This is a genomic window from Nitrospira sp. Nam74 (genome assembly GCF_965152615.1).
This window is the reverse complement of record NZ_OZ224220.1, coordinates 1,592,312-1,614,643: the sequence shown is the minus strand read 5'-3', so window position 1 is coordinate 1,614,643 and position 22,332 is coordinate 1,592,312. Positions and strand designations below refer to the sequence as shown.

28 protein-coding genes and 1 riboswitch are annotated in these 22,332 nt (G+C 55.9%); of the genes, 10 read left to right on the top strand and 18 right to left on the bottom strand.

Going from position 1 to position 22,332, the window contains the following annotated elements; genetic code table 11:
- Nucleotides 1–66 precede the first annotated feature (66 nt).
- From ACWHYZ_RS07800 to ACWHYZ_RS07765, 8 genes are all read right to left on the bottom strand, one after another.
- Nucleotides 67–591: a chemotaxis protein CheW gene (locus ACWHYZ_RS07800; protein WP_447986716.1), complete on the bottom strand. Its 525-nt coding sequence runs from the start codon at nt 589–591 to the stop codon at nt 67–69.
- Between the two features lie 21 nt (nt 592–612).
- On the bottom strand, nt 613–975 hold the full coding sequence (locus ACWHYZ_RS07795; RefSeq protein WP_447986715.1) for a response regulator transcription factor: 363 nt from the start codon (nt 973–975) through the stop codon (nt 613–615).
- A 57-nt stretch (nt 976–1,032) separates the two neighbouring features.
- The gene (locus ACWHYZ_RS07790; protein WP_447986714.1) at nt 1,033–1,770 is read right to left on the bottom strand and encodes a Tll0287-like domain-containing protein; all 738 of its coding nucleotides are present in this window, start codon (nt 1,768–1,770) and stop codon (nt 1,033–1,035) included.
- A gap of 473 nt (nt 1,771–2,243) precedes the next feature.
- Entirely contained in the window at nt 2,244–2,840 is a 597-nt protein-coding gene (locus tag ACWHYZ_RS07785; RefSeq protein WP_447986713.1) for a cob(I)yrinic acid a,c-diamide adenosyltransferase, read from the bottom strand.
- A gap of 323 nt (nt 2,841–3,163) precedes the next feature.
- A complete protein-coding gene (locus ACWHYZ_RS07780) occupies nt 3,164–4,027 on the bottom strand; it encodes an ABC transporter ATP-binding protein (RefSeq protein ID WP_447986712.1) in 864 nt (287 codons plus the stop codon).
- A 5-nt stretch (nt 4,028–4,032) separates the two neighbouring features.
- Nucleotides 4,033–5,163: a FecCD family ABC transporter permease gene (locus ACWHYZ_RS07775; RefSeq protein ID WP_447986711.1), complete on the bottom strand. Its 1,131-nt coding sequence runs from the start codon at nt 5,161–5,163 to the stop codon at nt 4,033–4,035.
- Entirely contained in the window at nt 5,160–6,041 is an 882-nt protein-coding gene (locus tag ACWHYZ_RS07770) for an ABC transporter substrate-binding protein (RefSeq protein WP_447986710.1), read from the bottom strand. The genes ACWHYZ_RS07775 and ACWHYZ_RS07770 overlap by 4 nt, the downstream gene beginning before the upstream one ends.
- Nucleotides 6,042–6,232: 191 nt before the next feature.
- A riboswitch (cobalamin riboswitch) is annotated at nt 6,233–6,477 on the bottom strand.
- Nucleotides 6,472–7,050: a hypothetical protein gene (locus ACWHYZ_RS07765; RefSeq protein ID WP_447986709.1), complete on the bottom strand. Its 579-nt coding sequence runs from the start codon at nt 7,048–7,050 to the stop codon at nt 6,472–6,474. It overlaps the preceding riboswitch by 6 nt.
- A 187-nt stretch (nt 7,051–7,237) precedes the next feature.
- Between ACWHYZ_RS07765 and ACWHYZ_RS07760 the strand changes: the two genes are divergently transcribed.
- Complete coding sequence (locus tag ACWHYZ_RS07760; RefSeq protein ID WP_447986708.1) at nt 7,238–8,656, top strand: peptidase MA family metallohydrolase; 1,419 nt, start codon at nt 7,238–7,240, stop codon at nt 8,654–8,656.
- 226 nt (nt 8,657–8,882) lie between these two features.
- Here the strand turns inward: ACWHYZ_RS07760 and ACWHYZ_RS07755 are convergent, their stop codons facing one another.
- Nucleotides 8,883–9,329: a thiol-disulfide oxidoreductase DCC family protein gene (locus ACWHYZ_RS07755; RefSeq protein ID WP_447986707.1), complete on the bottom strand. Its 447-nt coding sequence runs from the start codon at nt 9,327–9,329 to the stop codon at nt 8,883–8,885.
- A 79-nt stretch (nt 9,330–9,408) separates the two neighbouring features.
- On the opposite strand from ACWHYZ_RS07755, the gene ACWHYZ_RS07750 reads away from it, so the two are divergent.
- Both ACWHYZ_RS07750 and ACWHYZ_RS07745 read left to right on the top strand, forming a co-directional pair.
- On the top strand, nt 9,409–9,726 hold the full coding sequence (locus ACWHYZ_RS07750; protein WP_447986706.1) for a tetratricopeptide repeat protein: 318 nt from the start codon (nt 9,409–9,411) through the stop codon (nt 9,724–9,726).
- A gap of 12 nt (nt 9,727–9,738) precedes the next feature.
- Nucleotides 9,739–10,155, top strand: a complete 417-nt coding sequence (locus ACWHYZ_RS07745; protein ID WP_447986705.1) for a hypothetical protein — start codon at nt 9,739–9,741, stop codon at nt 10,153–10,155.
- On the opposite strand, the gene ACWHYZ_RS07740 is transcribed toward ACWHYZ_RS07745, so the two are convergent.
- From ACWHYZ_RS07740 to ACWHYZ_RS07730, 3 genes are all read right to left on the bottom strand, one after another.
- On the bottom strand, nt 10,055–11,110 hold the full coding sequence (locus tag ACWHYZ_RS07740) for a methyltransferase (protein WP_447986704.1): 1,056 nt from the start codon (nt 11,108–11,110) through the stop codon (nt 10,055–10,057). The genes ACWHYZ_RS07745 and ACWHYZ_RS07740 overlap by 101 nt on opposite strands.
- A gap of 61 nt (nt 11,111–11,171) precedes the next feature.
- A complete protein-coding gene (locus ACWHYZ_RS07735) occupies nt 11,172–11,597 on the bottom strand; it encodes a hypothetical protein (RefSeq protein ID WP_447986703.1) in 426 nt (141 codons plus the stop codon).
- Nucleotides 11,594–11,740 (bottom strand): hypothetical protein, encoded by a 147-nt coding sequence (locus tag ACWHYZ_RS07730; RefSeq protein WP_447986702.1) that lies wholly within the window; start codon nt 11,738–11,740, stop codon nt 11,594–11,596. Before ACWHYZ_RS07730 ends, ACWHYZ_RS07735 begins: the two co-directional genes overlap by 4 nt.
- 136 nt (nt 11,741–11,876) lie before the next feature.
- Between ACWHYZ_RS07730 and ACWHYZ_RS07725 the strand changes: the two genes are divergently transcribed.
- The 3 genes from ACWHYZ_RS07725 to ACWHYZ_RS07715 all read left to right on the top strand — a co-directional run bounded on the left by ACWHYZ_RS07725 (nt 11,877) and on the right by ACWHYZ_RS07715 (nt 13,546).
- A complete protein-coding gene (locus tag ACWHYZ_RS07725) occupies nt 11,877–12,404 on the top strand; it encodes a hypothetical protein (RefSeq protein WP_447986701.1) in 528 nt (175 codons plus the stop codon).
- A 155-nt stretch (nt 12,405–12,559) separates the two neighbouring features.
- Nucleotides 12,560–12,925: a nucleotide pyrophosphohydrolase gene (locus tag ACWHYZ_RS07720; RefSeq protein WP_447986700.1), complete on the top strand. Its 366-nt coding sequence runs from the start codon at nt 12,560–12,562 to the stop codon at nt 12,923–12,925.
- 66 nt (nt 12,926–12,991) lie between these two features.
- On the top strand, nt 12,992–13,546 hold the full coding sequence (locus tag ACWHYZ_RS07715; protein ID WP_447986699.1) for a hypothetical protein: 555 nt from the start codon (nt 12,992–12,994) through the stop codon (nt 13,544–13,546).
- A 50-nt stretch (nt 13,547–13,596) separates the two neighbouring features.
- Here ACWHYZ_RS07715 and ACWHYZ_RS07710 read toward each other — a convergent pair whose 3' ends face one another.
- Nucleotides 13,597–13,908, bottom strand: coding sequence for a DUF3175 domain-containing protein (locus tag ACWHYZ_RS07710; protein WP_447986698.1), 312 nt, complete (start codon nt 13,906–13,908; stop codon nt 13,597–13,599).
- A 594-nt stretch (nt 13,909–14,502) separates the two neighbouring features.
- Here ACWHYZ_RS07710 and ACWHYZ_RS07705 point away from each other — a divergent pair.
- The 3 genes from ACWHYZ_RS07705 to ACWHYZ_RS07695 all read left to right on the top strand — a co-directional run bounded on the left by ACWHYZ_RS07705 (nt 14,503) and on the right by ACWHYZ_RS07695 (nt 17,502).
- Complete coding sequence (locus ACWHYZ_RS07705) at nt 14,503–15,279, top strand: hypothetical protein (RefSeq protein ID WP_447986697.1); 777 nt, start codon at nt 14,503–14,505, stop codon at nt 15,277–15,279.
- A 100-nt stretch (nt 15,280–15,379) separates the two neighbouring features.
- Nucleotides 15,380–15,943, top strand: coding sequence for a peptide-methionine (S)-S-oxide reductase MsrA (gene msrA / locus ACWHYZ_RS07700; RefSeq protein ID WP_447986696.1), 564 nt, complete (start codon nt 15,380–15,382; stop codon nt 15,941–15,943).
- Nucleotides 15,944–16,044: 101 nt separating this feature from the next.
- Nucleotides 16,045–17,502, top strand: a complete 1,458-nt coding sequence (locus tag ACWHYZ_RS07695) for an MFS transporter (protein WP_447986695.1) — start codon at nt 16,045–16,047, stop codon at nt 17,500–17,502.
- Here the strand turns inward: ACWHYZ_RS07695 and ACWHYZ_RS07690 are convergent.
- The 4 genes from ACWHYZ_RS07690 to ttcA form a co-directional block, all read right to left on the bottom strand.
- The gene (locus ACWHYZ_RS07690) at nt 17,495–17,926 is read right to left on the bottom strand and encodes a hypothetical protein (RefSeq protein ID WP_447986694.1); all 432 of its coding nucleotides are present in this window, start codon (nt 17,924–17,926) and stop codon (nt 17,495–17,497) included. The genes ACWHYZ_RS07695 and ACWHYZ_RS07690 overlap by 8 nt on opposite strands.
- Before the next feature lie 4 nt (nt 17,927–17,930).
- Nucleotides 17,931–18,785, bottom strand: coding sequence for a hypothetical protein (locus tag ACWHYZ_RS07685; protein ID WP_447986693.1), 855 nt, complete (start codon nt 18,783–18,785; stop codon nt 17,931–17,933).
- Nucleotides 18,786–19,012: 227 nt separating this feature from the next.
- Complete coding sequence (locus tag ACWHYZ_RS07680) at nt 19,013–19,840, bottom strand: methyltransferase domain-containing protein (RefSeq protein WP_447986692.1); 828 nt, start codon at nt 19,838–19,840, stop codon at nt 19,013–19,015.
- Between the two features lie 109 nt (nt 19,841–19,949).
- Complete coding sequence (gene ttcA, locus ACWHYZ_RS07675) at nt 19,950–20,840, bottom strand: tRNA 2-thiocytidine(32) synthetase TtcA (RefSeq protein WP_447986691.1); 891 nt, start codon at nt 20,838–20,840, stop codon at nt 19,950–19,952.
- Between the two features lie 79 nt (nt 20,841–20,919).
- Between ttcA and ACWHYZ_RS07670 the strand changes: the two genes are divergently transcribed.
- Nucleotides 20,920–21,396, top strand: coding sequence for an NUDIX domain-containing protein (locus ACWHYZ_RS07670; protein ID WP_447986690.1), 477 nt, complete (start codon nt 20,920–20,922; stop codon nt 21,394–21,396).
- A gap of 176 nt (nt 21,397–21,572) precedes the next feature.
- Here the strand turns inward: ACWHYZ_RS07670 and ACWHYZ_RS07665 are convergent, their stop codons facing one another.
- Entirely contained in the window at nt 21,573–22,292 is a 720-nt protein-coding gene (locus tag ACWHYZ_RS07665; protein ID WP_447986689.1) for a lytic transglycosylase domain-containing protein, read from the bottom strand.
- Nucleotides 22,293–22,332 lie beyond the last annotated feature (40 nt).

The window sequence follows — 22,332 nt, the reverse complement described above, 5'->3', positions numbered from 1 at the left end:
TTTTCACTCCGACATCCATCAGGAGCTTGCGCTCACCAACTATTCGAAATGCTGTGAAGTCACTTCTCACGCACCCGTCCCCAGTGCGAGCGAACGCGCCCCCCTGCCTTCCATCTCCTCAAAGACCGCCGGAATCTCGAGTACGCCTCCCATACGTTCTTCTATGCAGAGCACAGCGGTGACAAAAGGCGTAGAGTTTCCCCGTGCATTCTGGACGGCCGGAAGAAACTGGTCGCGTTGAATGCTTCGAATCTCGGGAACCTGCTGAACCAATACGGCCAACAGTTGAACCCCATGTCGAACGACGACGGCATACGGAAGCGCGGGACCTGCCGTCGCGAGATGCAACAAGGGACGAAGATCCACGAGGGGGATGATTAACCCTCGCAGATTGGCGACGCCAACTAAGACTTCCGGCATCCCGGGTACGGGAGTAATGAAGTCGACTTCAAACACTTCACTCACACTGTGCAAGTCGATCGCAAATAGCTCTTCACCCAATCTGACCAAACAGACGCGGACGTGCGCCTCGGCGTGTGATTGTCCCCTCACGGGATCGAGCCGTTGTACGGACGACGCTACAGTTTCCATAGGAGCGCGCCTCTTGCCCGACTAATTGAGCACCTTCTTAACGGTCGCCACCAAATCCTCTCCTTTGAATGGCTTGACGAGATAGGCGTTTGCGCCTTGCTGCTGGCCCCAAAATTTATCGCTTTCCTGTCCTTTGGAGGTACACAGAACCACAGGAATTCCCTTAAATCGGTCATCGGCTTTCAGATCCCGGCACGCTTGAAATCCATTTCGTCCCGGCATCACGACATCCAGCACAATGGCGTCGGGACGCTCGATGAGAAGTTTCTCTTCCAGTTTTTCGGTATTGGGGTAGCTGACGACAGTATGACTTGCGCCCTTCAGGACGCCCTCGATCAGCTGTAACTCGGCATACGAATCATCAACGACGACAATCTTGCTCATTGCTTCCCCCTCTTAAGAACGAATAGTGGCTGATTGTTGACTCGGCGCTCGGCGTTTCTATTGATGGATTGGAATGACGAGGCTGATCGCGCCGGCCAGGCCGCCTTCTTTCAACCCCTCTTTCTTATTCCCCGTCAGATCTTTCTCGCCCTTTGGATCGCCATGGCATTTAAGACATGTCGCCATAGCATATTCGGGTGTCATGATTCGAAACGCCGGCCGTCCCTCGTACATGACGGTCCGGCTGTACTCCTTGCCTTTCGGATAACTGGGATCTGAGAACATCTTCAGCACTTCAGCTTCGAAGTCATCAGGTTTATTAGTGGGGAACCGATAATCAACCGCCGTTAATTTCAATTTGATACCGGTTTTGTGCAAAAATTTTTCACCTGTTTTTCGTCCCCAGACGGCGGGAATCATTCCCTTAAACCCGATACCCTGTTTATTGATCACGGGCTGCGCTTCAGCGATCACCTCTTTACCGGATTCGACGAGCGCCAACAAAATCTTGTTATAGGGCGTGCTGTTCGGTTGACGAAGATCGATTTTTGTCGTCTCCCGATACTTCTCGATCATCTTGTCCGCCATATATTCGGGTGTAAATCCTTTGTTTCCTTTACCGGCATCATTGATTAACTCCTGATGCGCCGAGATGACGCTTCGGCCGGATTGCAACAGCTTCACGAGCAGTTCGCCGGTTTCAGCCTCATTCCCCGCGCTGACCGGTGTCGTCCACAACACGGCGACTGCCAAGAGCACCGTACCTGCCCCTAGAACTGAGGATATGCCTTTCATAACGCCCTCCGTGTTGTCTAAATATAGCTAATGATTTGAAAAGCGGAATTTCAGGTCAGTAGAGTAACTATAGTAAGTACATCGAACAGAGGGGCGAGCAAATTCGATGCCTCGTCAAATTACGTAGAAGGTAAATAGTGCCGCTGAAAAAGCGACATGATCACAATGGATTAGAGGAATCGGCCTAGTACGATGAAGGAGAGAGATTGCAGAAGAGCAGGTCTATCGAGAGCCGTCTGTACAATTTCCGTCGCAAGTGACTAAATTTGGCAGTGTGGGATGAAAAGAGGAATGACTGAGCAGGAAAGCATAAGGAAACCCAACGTCATTTTGTATTGTTGCCGAACCGGGTTAGACGAGGCCGTTCAATAGAACACGTCCAGCATGAAGGCGAAGGTCACGGCGGTTACCGACACCCATGAAAGCTAGAGTAACGACGCCGGTAGTGCGCGACAGAAGACGGCATGGCGTTGCTATTTTCTTTGCGAATCACGCTCCCAAAGAAATTCAGGTTCGGCGCGTCGTTTAGCAATCCACCGAGCCCACACAAAGAGAGCATCACTCAGGCGATTCAAGAACGTGATCAGCACGGGATCGACCGCTTCTTGACGCGCCAGTCCCACGCATATACGTTCCGCCCGTCGGCAGACTGTCCTCGCTTGGTGCAAAAACCCAGACACTTTCCCACCGCCTGGCAAAATAAATTCCTTGAGCGGCGCCAAATCCTCCTGACACGCATCAATTGAGTGCTCCAGCTTGAGCACGTCCTTTTCTGTCACGCGTGGCATATTGGGAAACACTTGGCCGGGCGCAGTCGCCAGCAGGCTGCCGAGATCGAAGAGCTTGTTTTGCACCCAGCGAAGCGTCTCTTCCAAATGTTTGGCTGTCTCAGTTGCCTTGTTGTCCCCATTCTCCGCGTTCCCCACGCGCACCACCCCGATTAATGCATTGAGCTCGTCGACCGTTCCATAAGCCTCGACCCGCAGACTGTCCTTCCAGACTTCCTGCCCGCCGGCTAACCGAGTCTTTCCAGCGTCTCCGGTACGTGTGTAGACTTTAGTAATGCGCATCTCTGCTCCCCTTTCTCCTTCACCTTAGGTTTGCTCAAAACGATAGCTCAGGCCACCATAGGCCGTGAGCCGAGGCGCCGGCATGATAAACCGTTCGGGCGCGCCGCCCCCTGGGCTCAGTTCCCAGCTCCGGCTGAAGGCTGATTGGTCACGCTTTGACAAAGGCAGTGGCGAAATGCACGTTTGCTCCCCGCTTACAGTGGCAGCACCGCGATGGCTTCTCACCATCTTCTCCGGCACCGACAATCTTCCTCTAATACGCTCCTATGAACGGTTTGTGCCTTGTAACACCTGTAAGAGGATTGGCACTCGCCCGTCCGGCTCTAATGTTTGCTCGATACACGATCATCGAATGCGGCCGAGGGCAACGTCACTCGAGGCACACCGGACATTGGATGGCGATCCACGAGAACCGGGCAGCCGTAAACCGTCTCGATCGTACCGGGCTGAATTACCTCATCCGGCGTGCCCATTTTGAAGAGGGCGCCCTGGTTCAGCAATAACAGCCGATCGCAATACTGACTGGCGAGGTTCAGATCATGGGACACCCATATGACCGTCAAGCCGCTTTGCTGATTCATATGATGCAGAACGGTGCAGATCTCCACCTGATGGTTTAAATCGAGAAATGCCGTAGGCTCGTCTAACAGCAAGATGCGTGGAGTCTGAGCTAATGCACGCGCAATCAACACGCGTTGTCGTTCACCACTCGAGACTTCACCGACACTGCGACGTGCGAGATGGAGGACACCCATCGTGGCCATCGCCTGCTCAGCGACCGTGAGATCCTCTTGGTCTTCCCATCCGAATGCGCCAAAGGTCGTCTCGCTATGATGAGGAAACCGGCCCATCAGGACAATCTCAAAACTGGTAAATGGGAACAGATGCGCGGGTTCCTGTGGAACAAACGCTACGGAACGCGCGATCGTGTTCTGGGGCAGTGCGCGGAGGTCTTCATGAAACAGCTGGATCGATCCTTCATCCGGCTGCAAAATTTTGGCGAGCAGCTTCAGCAACGAGGTTTTTCCTGAGCCGTTTGGGCCGATAATCCCGAGAATTTCCCCTTGTGCCACACGAAAATTCATGCCGCGGAGCGACCACGACTGCGCATCTGAGGTCCCATGTCTATATTGAAAGCCGAGCTGATGGACGATGTAGGCAGGTATGGATTGATCGATGCCCATCATGGCATTTAACAAGAAAAAGAGAGTCGGGCCTTGCGATAGAGGAGGAAGTAGAGGAAACATGGACCGCCCACAAGGGCGGTAATCACGCCGACTGGGATCTCCGACGGCGCGAGTACGGAACGCGCCACCGCATCCGCCGCGGCTAAGAATGCGCCTCCGGCCAAGATCGATGCCGGCAGCAAGACGCGATGATCGGGGCCGACCAGCATGCGCACTGCGTGCGGCACCATCATGCCGATAAATCCGATCAGACCGCTGACGGAGACCACCGCCCCGGTCAGTAAGGCGGAAATGATAAAAATAGTTCTCTTCACTCTTTCCACTTCAATGCCTAAGGACTTTGCCGATTCTTCACCCAACGTCAACACATTTAGCGCACGAGCCTGCCCCAACAACATGAGGCCTCCACCAGCGATATAGACTGTCAGGATCGCCAGCGCCGGATAACCCGGGGCAGTCAGCGTCCCCATCAGCCATCCCGTCATGGCAAATGATCGAGCGGGGCTCATGATCGAGGTCACGAACATGATGAGCGCCGAAAAAATGGCATTCAAAACGACGCCGGCCAGCAGGAGCGTCTGCACAGGGAGGGCACCGGACGAGGTGGCGACTCGATAGACAATGGCCAAGGCTAACAAGCCTCCACCAAATGCGCATAATGGAAGCGTCGAAAAGGCGAGGAGAGACGCTTCCAGGCCCATCAAGATGGCAAGCGCCGCCCCCAAGGCGGCCCCGCTGGAAATGCCGAGCACATACGGATCAGCCAGTGGATTGCGCAACATGGCTTGCAGGGCCGTGCCGACGGCGGCTAAAGAGCCGCCGACGATAAACGCGAGCAACACACGGGGCAATCGTAAATGCAGCAGAATGACAGCCGTCGGGTCGGCTGATTCGAGACTCGTTCCACCGTCTCTCAACATCTGCAACAAGATCGAGATAGCCTGCCTTGGCCCAATCGCTTCCGTTCCGAAGTGTAGAGAGAATAGCGCGACTAGCAGACTGAGGGCTGACAGCACCAAGAGCGTGACCGTCCACCGTCGTCGCGTCAGAACGGACACGGTCGGAGCGATGTGCACGCGTTCAATGGTACCGCCTTCCATGACAACCGGCTGCGGCTCAACAAAAGACCGTTTCATGGCTCGTCCTTTGCGAATGCTTCCGGATGAATCGCACGTGCCAACTGTTCCAGGCCGTCCACCATCCGGGGACCAGGCCGATCCAGCAGCACGCTGGGAATGCGAACGAATCGCGATTGCCTCACTGCGGAGAGTCTCGTCCAGCGCTTCCACTGCTGCTGCTCTTCGTCAGGGATCCCTTCCTCCTTGCCGACCGGAAAGAGGAGAATTTCCGGGTCATCGCGCAAGACTTCTTCCATTGTGATCCGCGGATAGGCCGTCTGCGCGTCAGCGGCGATGTTTGTGGCTCCCGCTAATTGGATGATCTGATGGATGAAGCTACCGGGACCAACCGTCATCAGGGGATTGCTGTTCAGCACGTACAGCAGCCGCGGATGCGGCAGGTCTTTGGTCAGTTCGGACACCTCGGTCATCCGCCGCCGCATGACCATGACCAATTCGTCCGCCTCTTTTGTGTGATTGAGCATCCGTCCCAACAGATGCAGATGAGACAGAACCTGTTCGACCGTCTTGGCCTCGAGAATGAAGACGGGAATCTTGAGCTGCTCGAAGGTGGTTAAGAGATCCGACCGCATTGGAAGCGTCAGGATCAAATCGGGGCGCTGGGTCACGATGGCTTCCACATTAGGATGGAGGCCGCCTACTTTTGTTTTGTGCGTGGCCTCCGGGGGATAATCGCAAAATTGAGTGACACCAACAATATGCTCGCCCAAGCCAAGGGCGAACAGAATCTCCGTTACATTCGGCGCGAGCGACACGATCCTCGTCGGGGCTTTAGCGAAAAAGATCTTGCGACCGACATCGTCGACGAACGTCCGCGGTGCCAGATTGGCCATAAATGGCATCCCAGTAAGAATGCCTTGTTGCCGTCGCTTCATCGTAACGTCATCCATCTCATAGGCCGCAGCCAGACGGGCGGAAGGGAACACGACTAGGATCAGCGCCCACACGATAACGGCACGCCGACACGATCTATGAGGCCAATGTGTAAACAAAAAATCCTCAAGGCCTGGAGACCCTGAGGATTGCACCCGCTTCTTCACCCTCAGCCTTTCCCCAGCCCACGAGGGAAAGACAATTGGCACGGGCAGGTTTTCTGACTTCTGGTTCCTTCTACTCCCCGCGCCTTCCCGTATGTGGAAGCACTCAGCCTTCAGCTCGGAGCTGACTACTGATGGCTCCCTTTCAACAGTGGCATTGGCGGGTTTCGTCCCCAGTTACAGCGGCGGGACCGCGAGGGATTCACACCCCCTTCCCTACACCCGGGCCGAACGTGTGGCGTCACCCTAAGAGACCTGCGCAATCTTGTCAAGGCGAAAGTTGGCGCTCAAGGCGCTCCCAGCGCTTCGACCGCGGCATCTGCCCCTCTCGCACCGCTTCCATCTGGTGTTCTCCGGATTCATCTTCCGGGTACAACCGTAAGAGAAAGGCTTCGAGCGGTCCGGCAGAATCGGGCCGAATAAATTGATCGAATTGTTGCAAGAGTGCGGCGCGCTCCGCTTCCAACCCCTGCCGATAGGTGCGATCTTCAGGATCTAAGATGATCCAGAGTTTGGACAGGTTGACATTCCGAAGGTCCCCGACGACTGAACCGGCTTGCAGCAAGGCCTCTTCATCTCTATCCGCGGCTTGGCCGCCCAAACTCTCGCGCAGCGCAGATTCAAAATACTTCAGGATGACGTCCTGGAATTGCATGTGCGCCGCCAGGTAAAGCTGCGCCGCCTGCTGCTCATGTCCTTCTTTGGTTAGGACATCGGCTTGCCGCGACAATTCCTGCCCCTTCATGAAGGAATTGGCGGCCGCGTGAGATGGAGAGCCGACCAGGACGGATCCGACCACTACAAGAATGAGAGAAATGACGGGGTGAATCCTGCGAGAACATCCCATACGGAAAACCATTGCCATCACAATTCCACTATTATACTGTGCGGCCTCATTGAGGCACAGGTCAGAAAACCCTGTAAGTACCGAGACGGTCGCATGCCCGACTCATGCTGTTCATAGACAGATCGGGCATTTCACCTATACTTTAGTCAGTTCACCGCGATTCATTTCCGAACCACACACATACCCCATGCAAACCATACAAACTGAACGCGGAAGTGTCGGCACACTCTTGGCATTGCTGGTGCTCTGCATCGGGCTGTACGCCGGGCATCAACTATGGCTAAAGCACCAAGATGCTGGGGTCTTGAAGGCGCCGACCACCGTGGGGCCCGCTCCACATTTGACCGATGAACAGGTACACATCGAACTGGCACCGACGCCACAACCGGTCCAGATACCCACCTCGCCCTATGCCGGAATGTTAACCGGCATCAGTCAGATGATCGAACAGGGCAAACTGAAAGAGGCTCAGGGTAAGTTACAGGCCTTGTCTCCGGATGCCCTGACGGACATGGCGATTCGTCTCAATGTTGCCACACTCTGGAATAGTCTCGGCGTCCATCAGTCGCAGGCTGCCGGAATGATGGGGGCTGGCGCTTTCGCGTACAAGACTGCCGTGTCCATCAATCCACGCAACTCACCCGCATACATCAATATGGTGCTGGCCTATTGGGAATTAAAAGACCCCGCACTTACGACCGAGATGCTTGAAGAAGCCATACGGCTAGCGCCCGAGCAGGCTATGCCGCACCTCATCCTCGCACAACGATTCATCGAGAAGGACGAATTGTCGAACGCCACCACGCACCTGGAGCATGCTAAATCGCACTCCGCCGATTCGCCGCAGACTCAATCGTTCCTCAACAGCCAAATTGCCTATATCGAGAAAGCCAGAAAGGCCGAATACAACTTTCATGCGCGGGAGAGCAGCCATTTCAGCGTCAAATATGATGGTGGAGAGGATTATGCCGTCTGGACACGCGTACTCGAAATCCTCGAAGACGCCTACCGCGACATCGGTCAACAACTCGGACACTATCCCAGCAAGCCGATCCTGGTCGTGTTGCATACGCGGCAGAGTTTTCACGATGCCACCGGCGGGCCGGCCTGGTCGGACGGCCTGTATGATCCGTCGTTGGGACGGATCAAGGTTCCCACGCAAGGGGCATTGACCGATCAAGCCTGGCTCACCAGAGTGCTGCGCCATGAATTCGTGCACGCCCTCTTGGACGATCGCCTCCAAGGCCATCGCATACCCCAGTGGCTCAACGAAGGGCTGGCGATGCAACTCGCCGGCGATGCCCCACCGGACATTCCCGCATTCGTCCGTGGAGAAGTGACGCTGATTAATCTGACTCATTTGGAGGGATCCTGGGCACGGCTGCCGGCGCAATATGCCATGGTCGCCTATTTGGAAGGGAATTCGGCGACGCGATACCTAATCGATCGGTACGGGATAGGGACCGTTCGCGACCTGCTTGACCACCTCTCAAAAGGCGAGACCTTTCCCACGGCATTCCATGACCGCGTGTTTATTTCCTTCGAGGACTTTCAACGGCGGTGGGTCGACACGCTGAATCTTTCGCTGCAGGGCGGACGAAGTTAGCAGAATGTTGAAGAAAGCGTGCAGCTTTGTTCTCGCATCGCTTAGAAGGCTCAGCGTACCGCAAAAGGTACGGGTCGCCTCCTCGCTCGCCCCCCACCGCGTCCCGGGAAGGGGTGCGTCGCGGCGCACCGGTATGGTCGGGAGGGTGTTATTGAGACCTTTTGGAAGATGCCGGCTACGATAGCGATCGATTCTTCACTCGAGTAAAGCTTCTTTGAACTGTCCGCTATGGCTTACAATCACAGTCTACAGATCCGAACCATCGATAGCGATATCGCGCAATGGCGCGATAGATCAAATAGGCCAGCGGTCTCAAAAACGGGATGCGCATAAGCGCCTGTAACATGCGTCCACCGCGTAGACCAGGCAGCAGCGGAAGAAACGCGTCCAATCCCTTTTTGATCGTTCCATCGCGGTCCACCAGAAACGCGACATCAGGACGGCCGGCACGATACTGCGCGCCCAGTCGATCGCGCGCTTCGTCGCTTTGATACGGCACCCACCGAACGTTTAGATCATTTCCTAATCGTTCCACTCCCTCTTTCGCGGTGACGCAAAGTCGGCATTGTGCGTCGTAAATCAGGAGGCGCTCCGACTCACCTCTCTGGCGATCATGTTGAGCCGACGGCTGTTCCATCACGCTCAGCGTATCACCCGGACTGTTCGAAGACAACGAATGGCGCCTAGCATCACGGCTCTGGCTGAACGGCTCGAGCGAGTGGTAGGATGCACTCCGCATACAAGGAGGGACCATGGACATCGCGGCATTTCGGCAGATGGTGACGAAGAATCCAAACGGCTTCTTAGGACGGTACGGACTCGGCAATAAGATTATCCAGGAAGGCGGCGATATGGCCGAAGCCGTCGAACACCTCAGCGTCGCCATCAAGCTGGATGCGACTCATGTGGCGTCACACCTGGCGTTGGGACGCGCACTCGTCGCACTGGGGCGAAACGAAGAGGCCAAACCGATCCTGCAAGCCGGCATTGACGCCGCCACCTCGGGTCGATCGTCGGGTGGCGTTGATCTGGTTCCAGAGCTTCGAGCTTTGCTGCACACAATACGGTAACGGCAGTCGTACATGAGATCTCATCTCGGCGTGGTCATCGTTCTGGTCACGCTTGTCCTCGTCTCACTCGTGGCCACTCTCCAAGAATCTAGCGCGACCGACGCGCACATGAGCGGCGTGGGATGGAATGGCTTCTTGTTCGCCATCCCGATCACATTGATCGCGTTCCTCCTTGCCAGAGCACGATGGGCCCTAATGGCGGCGGTCATGTATGGGACGATCGGGCTGGCGCTGGATATATCGACGGTGGTGCAGGAACTGACAAGGGCGGACGGTCACTCGACGGTGTTGATGCTGAGCGGGCTGACCGGTTCGCTGAACTTCCTGCTCATCGCGATCGGCGGACGCGGGTTTCTCGACGTCCTCCGGCCAGCCTCCCCTCCAGCAAACCATGCTCCCAATCCCCGCTCCCCTTCCTCAAAGGAATAGGCCGCACCCGGTCAAACCCAGCCTTCCGCAGCCATGCGGTCGTGTCCGCGACGCTATAAGTATTGCCTGCCTCGGTAAAGAGTAACATGGTCACCGCAAACAGATTCGCCTCCTGTGGCCACAGGCCATCGGGATCGACAAGAAAGGCATCCTGAATCAGCACACGTCCGCCGGGGTTGAGGGCACTCGCCATTTTTTCAAACAAGCGTTGGTTCTCTTCTGCTGAATAGATATGAAGCACGTTTGAAAACCAGATGACATCGTATCGACCGGGAATGTCATCCTTCAGGAAGTCGAGCGGCACATAGGCCAGTCGGCGTCCATGCTTCACCGACGCAGCAATTTCACGCGCGACATCAAGGGCAGGAGCACGATCGGCCACGGTGGCGTGGAGCGTTGAATTGCGACGTAAGAACTCCAGCGCATACGTGGCGGGACCACCGCCCAGATCCAAGAGCGTTTCAACGCCTTTCAAATTCACCTGCGCCGCCACGGCAGGCGCCACATCAATCGACCGATGATGCATGGCCCAAGTGAACTCTCGTCGATAGGTATCGTCACCCTGATGCTTGTCGTCCTCGACAGGACGGCCGCTCCGAACGGACTCCGTCAGCTTGCCCCAATCCGTCCATTGATCCCGCATCAAATTAATGTAGCCGCGCCGATAGTCGGAACTGTTCGCACTCAAAGTCGTGGCGGCAACGCGACCATTTCGATACGTCTGCCGTTGTTTCACCAAGACCCCCGCGCCAGCTAAATTCCGGCAAAGAATATCAAGCCCGCGCTCACTGACATGAAGCTGCGTGGCCAAAGTTGGGATGGTCCACGCGCGAGTGCCCATGACGGTGAACAGGTCCAGATCTAATGCCGTGAATAGAATGCGAGGCAGCCGGTAGGTCGCAATGGCGTCACGGAAGGCGTCGAAATTCTTGAGAGGAGCAATGCGTGAGGACATACCAGCAGGCTTGCGACGCTTCATCTCTTCAATACGCCATTCGGAAGTCGGTCGAGGAGCCCTACACCGTTATTAACGTGAGCAGCTTTTTGACGTGAGCGTGGGCTAAGACCACATCAGGAGTGCGCTGGAGGGCCTCATAATAGTTCCGCTCGAAGCCCTCGCCGACTTCGGACGCCTTGAGCAACTCTCGAACCTCCATGAGGATCTTCGCGATATCCGGCAAGGTCGTCTCCTGTTCCGCCTCCATCATTTCATCGATCCTCACGACGAGATGTGACAAGGGACGAAGCCAGGCAAACCATGGATCGCTCATCACTAACTGCAGAAGGTGGCCCGATGATCCGATTCGTCCATGGATGCGTTCGTACGTGACCTGCTCAGAATCAAGCAGCGTCTTGTGGAGCCGCAACAGTCCGTGACGGAGATCCTTCAGTTCCCGGCGCAGGGCTTCGGACAGGGGACTCGGCGAATGGGGGAGACTCATACCGTTATTTTACCTTTCTGAAGCGAAATCATCCAGAGTGCGGTCTCTTGGCTTTTTTCGGCATCATGCTTGTCAGGCGAAGATCGCCAAAACCCTTCTTCGATTGCCCTAATTTCACCAATATAACGATGCTCCGCCATCATCCTTGTCCCTCCGCAGACGGAAGGCGATCTGCCTCGATCTCCCATGAATTGGAAAACGGGAAAATTGGACGTGATCAGGTATACTTACCAGGTGAAACGCGGATTTTCTGTTGACGTGATTAAGGCGGAGGATCGTATGAGATCTGTCTACCGATTGAACCGACCTGTGAAGGGCTTCTTCGTGGCGGGTCTTATCATCATGCTGACGGGCTGTACCGGAGAGCTCTGGAATCGAATCTCCGACCTGGAGCAGCAGATGGCCACGATGACAGCAGACCATCGCGTCCTCCCGCAGCAGATCGAGACGCTCCAACTCAAACTCCAAACCATGGATCAGGAAGTCCGAAGCCGGCAGAGCCGGGTCTTGACGGAAATTGAACACTTCCGAGATGAGGATTTAGCGCACTTTACCGAACGGCTGGACGCGCTCGCGCAGAATTTTCAAAGCTTCCGGAAGGAGATGGTGAATTCAGCGCCATGGGAGCAAATGCATGCCGAGGTGGCCGATGTGCAGACAGCCCTCACTCGTATGAAAATGAGCCTCGATCAAGTCCAACTGCAGCATGATCAGTCACATTCACCGGCTGCAAAACGTTCCTCATCTGTTCCGAAACCTATGCCGGCCCCCGATACCAAACCGGTTTCAGCCGCCAAAGCGCCTTAGCATCTGCAGGATTCACGCGTGTTGTCGATTGCACTGAACTAGGTTTGACCGCCCTGCTGCCGTTTGTTAGCCTGCCGCTTGTTGTGATCGTTATTTCGATTCTGCTTACAGAACAGTTTGACCTGAAGCACGGCCGCTTGCAGAAGGAGCACGCCATGGATCGTCTTGAAGCGGTCTTACAGGAGATTCGTCAGTTCGTCAGGGAGCGAGACTGGCAACAGTTCCATGACCCAAAAAATCTCGCCATGGCCATCGCATCTGAAGCCGGCGAATTACTAGCAGAATATCGTTGGGTTCCCAATGCCGAAGCCGATCAATTCACCCAAGCCGTCGAGAAACATAGCCGCGTCTCGGCGGAAGCCGCTGACGTCGGCATGGCGTTACTACTGTTCTGCGAGCGCGCCGGCATCGATTTGTATGATGCCATCACAAAGAAGCTGATCGTGAACCGGAAGAATTATCCCGCCGACCTGTCCCGTGGTCAACCGCAACGACCGAAAGCGTCCGACGGCCACTCTTAAAGCAGTGTTGTCCGGCGTTTTCTGAATGCACGGCAATGATCGCCATAGTAAGATACACACTGAACGATGGCGAAAGGAGAATGTTGTGAACCGGATGTCGCTCATGCCCGATACGGAAAGACCTGTTACAACCTCGCAGCAGGTGAGACCTTAATGATGCGCGTCATGGCCTTCATTCTCATCGCAATCGGCTATCTCTTCGCCACATCCCCTGCCGAGGCGCGCTGCCCTGGCCTGAAGGGAGATGCGCTGCAAAAATGCCTTCAGGGCGAGAGGGCCCGTGGCGGTCCTCAAACGATTTTATTCCTGGGACCAGAGGGACATGAACTAAGGCTGGACACCGCCGCTGTCACACGTTCAATCGAAACGGTGTGCAAAGAAGCAAAGACAAACGGCATCTACACCGCATACCGAAGCGGACAAGACCGGGCACGCAATCGTATTTGGAAACAGGTGGAGTGCCGCTCCGGGCAAGTAGAAGGTCTCTGGAGTGAGTTCTTTCCTGAGGACGATATGACGATCGTGCTCTATTACGACACGTCGGGACGCTCGGTCAAACAAGCGCTCTATATCGGCGGCCAACTCATCCGCGAGCAACCGATCTCGTCATCGGCCAAATGATGGCGCCATGTGAGGATCGCCACGCAACTGGTATATTGCACAACCGCTTGCTACTCTCTTCCGAACACCTTCCGAAGCTCCTCCTTCGCCTCCTCCAGCAGACGTTTTTGTTTGCCATTTAACGCCTTGCCTGCCCGATTGATGTAAAAAGTCAGCATCGACATAGCTGATCGATACGGACTGCTCTTCCGGCGGGTGCTGGATTCAGCGGAACGTTTCAGCGAGAGCGCGATCTGGCGCGGGCTGCCCTTCTTAAAGACACCGTCTTCGAGATCCAACGCATTGCTATGTCTCGTCACTTCTCCTGACCACCGTTTCCGGTTGGACGTCTTCTTGTGCGACTGTTTGCGAGAAGGACTCATACGATTATCATACCGTATGATCCTAAGGATGTTGAGTACCGACTCGGAGTTTAGGCAAATCCCTCACCTCTCGCCTGAACAACAGTTTTGATAGAATAGGAGAGGGGATCGTCTCATTGTATATCCAAACCCTTTTGGATCGCTGGCAGTGGAGGCCCATTCGGCATTGTCCGGGCCGGTTTGTTTTGGTCGCTACGGATCAATCGGTACCTTTAGAGGCGCTCGTAGCAAGGAATTGCCACGCGCGAACATTCACCAGCCATGCGGCAAAAGATAAGGTCGTGGTCGTTCCTCTTGCGGACGGTGGACTCATTTCCTACGCGCGGGCCGATGGACGGATGGTCCACACGTTGAATACCTCCGACGGCTTCAGCCGAAAGCTCTCTCAGCTAGGGATTTCACTAGACCTGAAGGCAAAATAAACACGGCGGCCCACCTACATCGGGCCGGAGGCTTCTATAGCGCTCAGTCGACCAGTCGACACATGCCGAATGTTTGTACGATCGACTCTCGCAGCGCACTTTTTACCCATAGACTGTTCACCGAAACGTGAAATACAGGTTATTGACGCTGGCCTTTTTCGTGGGCCTGATCATGACGACCGTTCTCCCTGCGACGGGGGCGCCGGTTCCGGTGCGATTCCTGGAAGGGACGACTCATGGGTTTTTGACGGTCCGAGACGAGCGGGGAGATCGGCTGGCAGACGGTGAGATGATTCAGAACGCCCGTGGGAATCTCGTGGAGAGTCAGCTCATCTTCCGCTTCAAAGATGGATCGCTGCACGATGAACGCGTCAGTTTCACACAAAACCGCGTTTTCTTGCTGCAGAGTTATACATTGATCCAACGCGGCCCTTCATTCCCCACCACCATCGATCTTGCCATGGATCGAAAAACGAAAGCCTACCGGGTGCAATCGTCTCAGAACGGATCGGCCGCCACATCGCTTACCGGCCGGCTTGACCTCCCGAATGATGTCTCGAACGGCATGGTCATGACACTGCTCCGAAACTTAAGGGCCGATCATGGCGAAACCGTGCACTTCATCGCCTTCACACCCGAGCCGAAAGTGATCGCGCTGAAGCTGATTCCTGCCGCGAAAACGACGATCCGCATCGGCGATTTCGTGAAGCAAATGACGCAGTACGCACTGGAACCCAAATTGGATGGCTTGACCATGTTTTTTGGCAAGCTGTTGGGCAAACTGCCGAGCGCCTTCCACTACCATTTTTGGTTGGTGACCGATGAGGTGCCGGCCTTTGGTGGGTTTGAAGGCCCGCTGTATTTGAATGGGCCGACATGGCGGATTGAGCAGACCACGTCGAACGTGTGGCCTTCACCCACTGCATCGACGGCAGACACACCGCGCTGAGTTTCAGCTTCCACACGCCCTGGCAACCCGCCGGTCCCCGATGCTATAAATAGCCATCGGGCTTCATCTTCTTTCTGCTGACCAATAGAGGAGCCGCACTATGAGTGACACACGCGCGACCATCCCGCATGGAAAGGAAACGGCCACACTAGCCGGAGGATGCTTTTGGTGTCTCGAGGCAGTCTATGACCAGATGAAGGGCGTAGAGTCCGTCGAGTCAGGCTACATGGGAGGCCCCAAGCCGAATCCCTCCTATGAGGAGGTGTGCTCGGGACGGACCGGTCATGCGGAAGTCGTGCAGCTGACGTTTGATCCGAAGGCCGTGACGTTCCGAGAGATCCTCGAAGTGTTCTTCGCCATCCACGATCCGACCACGCTGAATCAACAAGGCAACGACGTCGGCACGCAATACCGTTCGGCGATCTTTTACCATTCGCCGGAACAGAAACACGCTGCGGAAGAGCTTATCGCGGGGCTGACGAACGAAAGACTCTATACCCGGCCGATTGTCACTGAAGTGGTGCCAGCCAGCCCCTTCTATATGGCGGAGGACTATCATCAGGAATATTTCGCCCGCAACCCATTTCAACCCTACTGCAGTTATGTCGTTGGTCCTAAGCTCGCCAAGTTCCGCAAATCGTTCGCGGAAAAATTGAAGTCTTAAATTACTGCCGTTCCCTTCATTCACCGCGGCCACCCTCTTCCTACCGTCACACACCCGTGCACTGACAGCACGTAAGACCTAATAGTGATAAAACCAGCGGCATGGCTGCTGCCGCCCACCCCGCCGTCAGCACGAATATTCCGCAGCGCATGGATCGCCTGCCGTGGTCGCGGTGGCATTGGTTGATCGTCACGGCGCTCGGCATCACGTGGATTCTCGACGGCCTCGAAGTCTCCATCGTGAGTGCGCTGGGCCCCGTACTTACGCATCCGACGACGCTCGGCTTGAGTGAATCGGAGGTGGGGCTCACGGCGTCGGCCTATCTGACCGGAGCGGTCTGTGGCGCATTTCTTTTCTCCTACCTGACGGACCGGCAGGGGCGGAAGAAATGGTTCATGATCACCCTGGTGCTTTATCTGGTGGCGACCGTCCTCACCGCCTTCTCATGGGACTTATGGAGCTTCATGTTTTTCCGCTTCTTCACCGGCGCCGGCATTGGCGGAGAGTATGCGGCGATTAATTCGGCCATCGATGAGCTGATTCCGGCGCGCGCCCGGGGGCATACCGACCTCGCCATCAACGGTAGTTGGTGGCTGGGCTCCGCTGCCGGTGCACTCCTGACGCTTGTTCTCCTAAATCCAAATCTCATTCCCGAGCCGCTTGGCTGGCGGCTCTGCTTCGCGTTCGGCGCCATCCTGGGAATCTGCATTGTATTGGTCCGCCGCATCGTTCCGGAAAGCCCGCGGTGGCTCATGACGCATGGACAAGTGCAGGAAGCGGAGACAATCGTTCAGGCCATTGAGACGCAGGTGATACAAGATGAAAAACTTGACAAATTGCCTGAGGCAGAAGGATCCATCACCGTGCATCGACAGTCGCATGCGACCTTCCGCACCGTGATCCGGGAATTGTTCCGCACGTACCCCCGCCGGACCGTGCTCGGCATCACGTTGATGGTCACGCAGTCCTTCATGTACAACGCCCTGTCCTTCACCTATCCGTTCGTCCTGACGAAGTTTTATGGCGTACCGAGCAGTACCATCGGGCTCTATATCCTGCCCTTTGCCATCGGGAATTTCTTCGGCCCGCTCCTGCTCGGACGCTTCTTCGATACCGTCGGCCGTAAGCCGATGATCACCTTCACGTACGCAGTCTCGGGACTGTTGCTCGCCCTGACCGGTTACTTATTCTGGCAAGGCTATTTCACCTCGCTCACCCAGACACTGGCCTGGTCCATTATCTTTTTCTTCGCCTCCGCCGGTGCAAGTGCCGCCTATCTCACTGTCAGCGAAATATTTCCTATGGAGATCAGGGCAATGGCGATCGCCTTTTTCTATATCGTCGGACAAGGAGCGGGCATCGTGGCTCCCTGGCTCTTCGGCAAGCTGATTGAAACATCGGCCACGAGCGTGTTCTATGGCTATCTGATCGGGGCCGGGTGCATGCTGATTGGGGCGATCGTGGAGTTATTTCTGGGGGTCAAAGCCGAACGGCGTTCGCTGGAACATATCGCCACGCCCTTGTCGGCACAGGAGCCGTCCGGCGAAGCGACTACTTGAAGAGCCGGCTCAGACTATCCTTGAGGTCGGTCAGCAGACTGGGCTTCTGAAACACATGATAAGGTTTTAGGATGACTTCAGCCTGGGGTGGACAGAACGGAAATTCGAGTTTGGTTTTGCCTTGGACTTGCGCTCGAAACGGACCTGCTTGAGAGTCCGCCGGTCTGCTCATCACCAATAGCGGGTCGCGCAATTCCAGTACGCATGTATTCTCGTAGCCTGCGCGCTGATAGTCGGTGGGATGTGCCAAGACCACCGTGTGCCGCCCGCTGCCAAACACCGTATCGCCCTCTCGGATCGGTCCTTCCGGCGCCATCGAATAGAGAATGGCCGGAACGACCAGCATGACCGCAATGGCCACGCCGATAGAGCAGAGTGGCGGCCAGGATTGCGCCGTCTCCTTGTTCTCGGCCGGGAAATTCACGGCTCTATTTATGAATGTCGAGGAGGACGAATTCAAGCGGGATAGGAATGTGGTACCCGGCATCATCTTCCACGGCTTTTAACGCCTTTTTTGCATCGATTCGCGTGATACCCCAGAAGGAAAACTCGGCATTCCTCTTAAGGCTTTTCAACGAATCATTGGCCTTCGTGCCGCCGATACTGAAGATGCGTATCCCCGGCACGATCGTCTTCTGTTTATCCAGGATATCGATCACGGCTGTATAGCCGTCTTCGGTTTTCGTCGGTCTCGATCGCAGGACCGCTTTCAGCTGAAAATGGTTCGGGAGAGACCCTGCGCTTTCAATGGAGACATAGGGTGTCCCATCCTCGGCTTCATACCCTTCGATGGTGACTTTTCGCTTCAACAAGCGCTGGAGAGCCGGGGGACCATGCACGTCAAAGTCGAACCATTCCATCGCCCGGATCGAATCATAGAACTGTCGCTGCGCGACCAACACGACGGGGCCGATTTCGATGGCATGTTTGGGGTTCGCATCGGTGTACGGCTCCAACTCCTTTTCTTCGGACAAGACCTCATCCTTGCTGCCAACACGCTCGAACCAAATGCGAAAGACGCCTTCGATGGGCACCTCGCCATTCTCAGCCAACGCCACGATCTCGTTGGGCTCCAGTTTCGTCGAACAGGCATTGATCCATTCGCCTACCACAGCCACATTGATCTCCGGGACGCGAAGTGATGCTTGAATCCCACAGTCTCCCTTTTCAGCAATGGTATCGACATACTCCAGGCGGCCCGTCACGTTCATCAACGCCCGATCGGACTGTTGGACCAGAAGTTCCTTGCGAACACGTAACTGCGCCCCGTCAGCAGCCCCCATCGGACCGAGTACGCACCAGCATATTAGGAACAGACAGAGACTGGAACAAAGCGATAACGAACGGAAGGGATGTCGGGCCGGGCCGTACAATGGGATCCTTTCAGAAGGCTTGGCGATGACCTGTGGGTTCGTCAGAGGGAGCATAGTGAAGACTACCGTCTTAGATAATCAGGTTTGAAGGCACAAGGATGTCAGAACCACACGACATTTTCGAGCGGCATACAGCCTTATTTGTCGGCGCGGCCCACCGCCGTGACAAAACTTTGTGCGAAGAGCCCTTGGGGGCGTTCAGCCCAGCGCTCGAGTGCCTGCACTAGTTTTGCGATGGCCATAGCATCTAACATGCCGATCCCCGGCGCAGCGCCGGGGACTGCCGAAGTCCCGATACGCTCCGCCAGAAGGTCGCAAATGAGACTCGTCCGTTCGTAACAATCATAGGTTGCGGCGAGCGTGACATCTACGAATCCCGTCGTTTGTAACAGTGGCCCCAGCTCACGGCCCACAAACGGATTGCCACCATTCCGCGTTTGAAGCAGGGTATAGAGCTGCATCGCCTGATCGACTTGCGCATCCGGCGGAGAGATGAGCACGCCGCCCCAATCGGGGCTTGCAATCCCAACCAATCCGCCCGGCATCAGCACGCGCCGAATCTCAGACAAGGCCGCTGAAGGATCAGCCAAATGTTCGAACAAGGCATGCGAGAAGACGGCATGAAATGTATTGTCAGGAAACGGGAGCCGGTACACGCTGGCCTGTTGAATGCGAATGTTCTGCAATCCGCGGTCCTGTACGGTCTTGTTCGCCAGTTCGATTTGACTGGGTTCGACATCCACGCCAACGACTGTTCCGGAAGTCACAGCATCAGCGAGACCAATCGTGATCGTGCCCGGCCCACACCCGCAGTCGAGCACCGTCATCCATGGTTTGAGCAGAGGGAGGAAAAATGCCGCATCGCGTGCAGCATGGCGCCGCATCATGTAGCGAATAGCGACCGGGGTGTACCCAGGGGTGTAGGATTCTTTGATCGTGATCGTGGGCGCTTTTGAATTCGTCATCTCCCCACCTTCATCTCACCTTATAACAGAAGCCTAGAATGATGGGGCTCGTGGAACCACATTGGAAATGCTTCGACATGTGCACGGGTCATGCTCCACCAATCGGCCCTCAGAGAAGTGCGTCGCCTTCGTCGACGTCGTGCTCAGACGCATGGCTGCTGCTTCTTTCGCCGGTTCCGGCAGCACGGAGTGAGGCAAAATCAAATAACGTGCGGTCCATGAGAAGGGACGGAGCGACATTCGCCATCGCGGCGAACATGCTGTCACTGCAGCCCGGAGCACGCTCCTCCCATTCTCGCAACAACAGTTTGACCGCCTTCCGCTGTAAATTTTCTTGCGATCCGCACAGATCGCAGGGAATGATGGGGAACTCCCGCAGAACAGCGTAAGCGGCCAAGTCTGCCTCTTTCACATACGCCAGTGGTCGAATCACGATATGGCGTCCATCCTTGGACCGCAGTTTTGGCGGCATGGCTTTGAGCTTGCCGTTATAAAACAGGTTCAGGAAGAGCGTCTCGAGAATATCGTCGCGATGATGCCCGAGCGCAATCTTGGTCGCGCCCAGTTCTGACGCGATACGATAGAGATGGCCGCGTCTGAGACGTGAACAGAGGGAACAGGTCGTCTGGCCTTCCGGAATAAGGCGTTTGACGATTGAATACGTGTCACGTGTTTCTATATGGAAGGGCACGCCCAGGCCGGTGAGATAGTCAGGCAGCACCCGTGCTGGAAAGCCTGGCTGCTTCTGATCCAGATTGACGGCGACCAGTTCAAAGTCAATCGGCGCTCGCCCCCGCAGAACCAAGAGAATATCAAGCAGTCCATAACTATCCTTGCCGCCAGAGAGGCATACCATGACCCTGTCGCCATCGGCGATCATGGCGTAATCTGCAATGGCTTGCCCGACTTGCCGGCACAAGCGCGTTTGCAGTTTCTCAATCTCGTCGGTCAGCTTGCCAACCCGCGGCACGATTCGCTTCTGTTCGACAGCTTTACTCATGGTGAACGGGGCCCATTGTACCGTACTCGTTCCAGAAAAGTAGAGAGATCCTCTCTCCATGAGTTGCTAGAATACCCTCGTGGGGAAAACAAGCGCCGGCCTGCTCATGTACCGACGACGCAACGAGACGCTTGAAGTGTTTCTCGTTCATCCAGGAGGCCCGTTTTGGAGGAAAAAGGATCTTGGCGCGTGGTCTATCCCAAAAGGAGAGTACCGACCTGATGAAGATCCCCTCGTAGCGGCACAACGGGAGTTCACTGAAGAAACTGGCGTTCAACCCGACGAGCCGCCCTTCGTCGAGCTGGCACCGGCCACACAATCCGGCGGAAAAGTCATACGGGCCTGGGCATTCGAAGGAGACGCGGATCCCGCTACCATCATCTCCAACACCTTTTCAATGGAATGGCCGCCTCGCTCGGGTCAACAACAAACCTTCCCTGAAGTCGATCGCGCGGCATGGTTTTCCATCGAAGAAGCGACTCAACGTATTTTGAAAGGGCAGATTCCCTTCCTGGTTGAACTTCAACGAACATTGGGTCGATTCACTGGCGGATGAGGAGTGCGGCATGAAAGGTGCTGGATGTTCAAAAAGGCCGCTAGATCACACGCGCGCCCAGGCGCACTCTTTCTCCCTGCGAAACCGCAACACAGAGAGACCCAGGCGTACCGTTGTGTTCCGTTGAGACCTTGAACGATGCGAGAACGAAGCCCGGGGTCTTTTTCAACATCCCGTTAGACTCGGGTGCGGACGACGCGAAAGTATCGCTCGGTCTGGGACACGGGAATGGGCTCGCACAGCAATTCCGATAACGGCACTGCGCGATGGCAATCCGATGAATCCGGCACACGGGCACAATACACCCGCCGAACCTTGGGAACGTACGACAAGGCGCCATTGTATCCTGCCACTGCACGCCAGGTCGCCCCATGCCGGCCGATTTGCTCGCGAAGAATGACGCCGGCGAAATGCAAGTTTGTACAAGGGTCCAAGGCCCGTACCGGAGCAATGCCTGTCCGTCGTTCCAATACCCCAAGATTGCGGCTGTTCACCTGTGCCAAGCCCACATCGAAACGAATCTGTTGACGTTCGAGTGCATCAAGCTGCGCCACGGCAGCCGTATAGTTCGCGGCCTTGTACGTTCGGCGGGTCCCCTGGCGATCGAACCAGCCGAAGGCATAGGGATGGTCGCCGGACTCCACGGTCACAATCGCTTGCAGGAGAGCCGGATCAACACCGCTGACAAATGCGGCTTCCCGCAAACACTGTGACCACGTGTTCACCGATACCTCGCCGAGATGAAGAGATATCGGCACACGCTGCATACGAATGTCGGGACTCCAGGACGCATAGGCCATCCCGGTGGCAAACACAAGCAGGCACACGAAAACTAGCGCCCGAATAGGGGACCAATCGTTGCGTCGGGAAAGTTTAGACCGGGCTACCTTGGGCATGGCCAGCTATCATAAGATACCCCTACATGGCTTTCAAGCC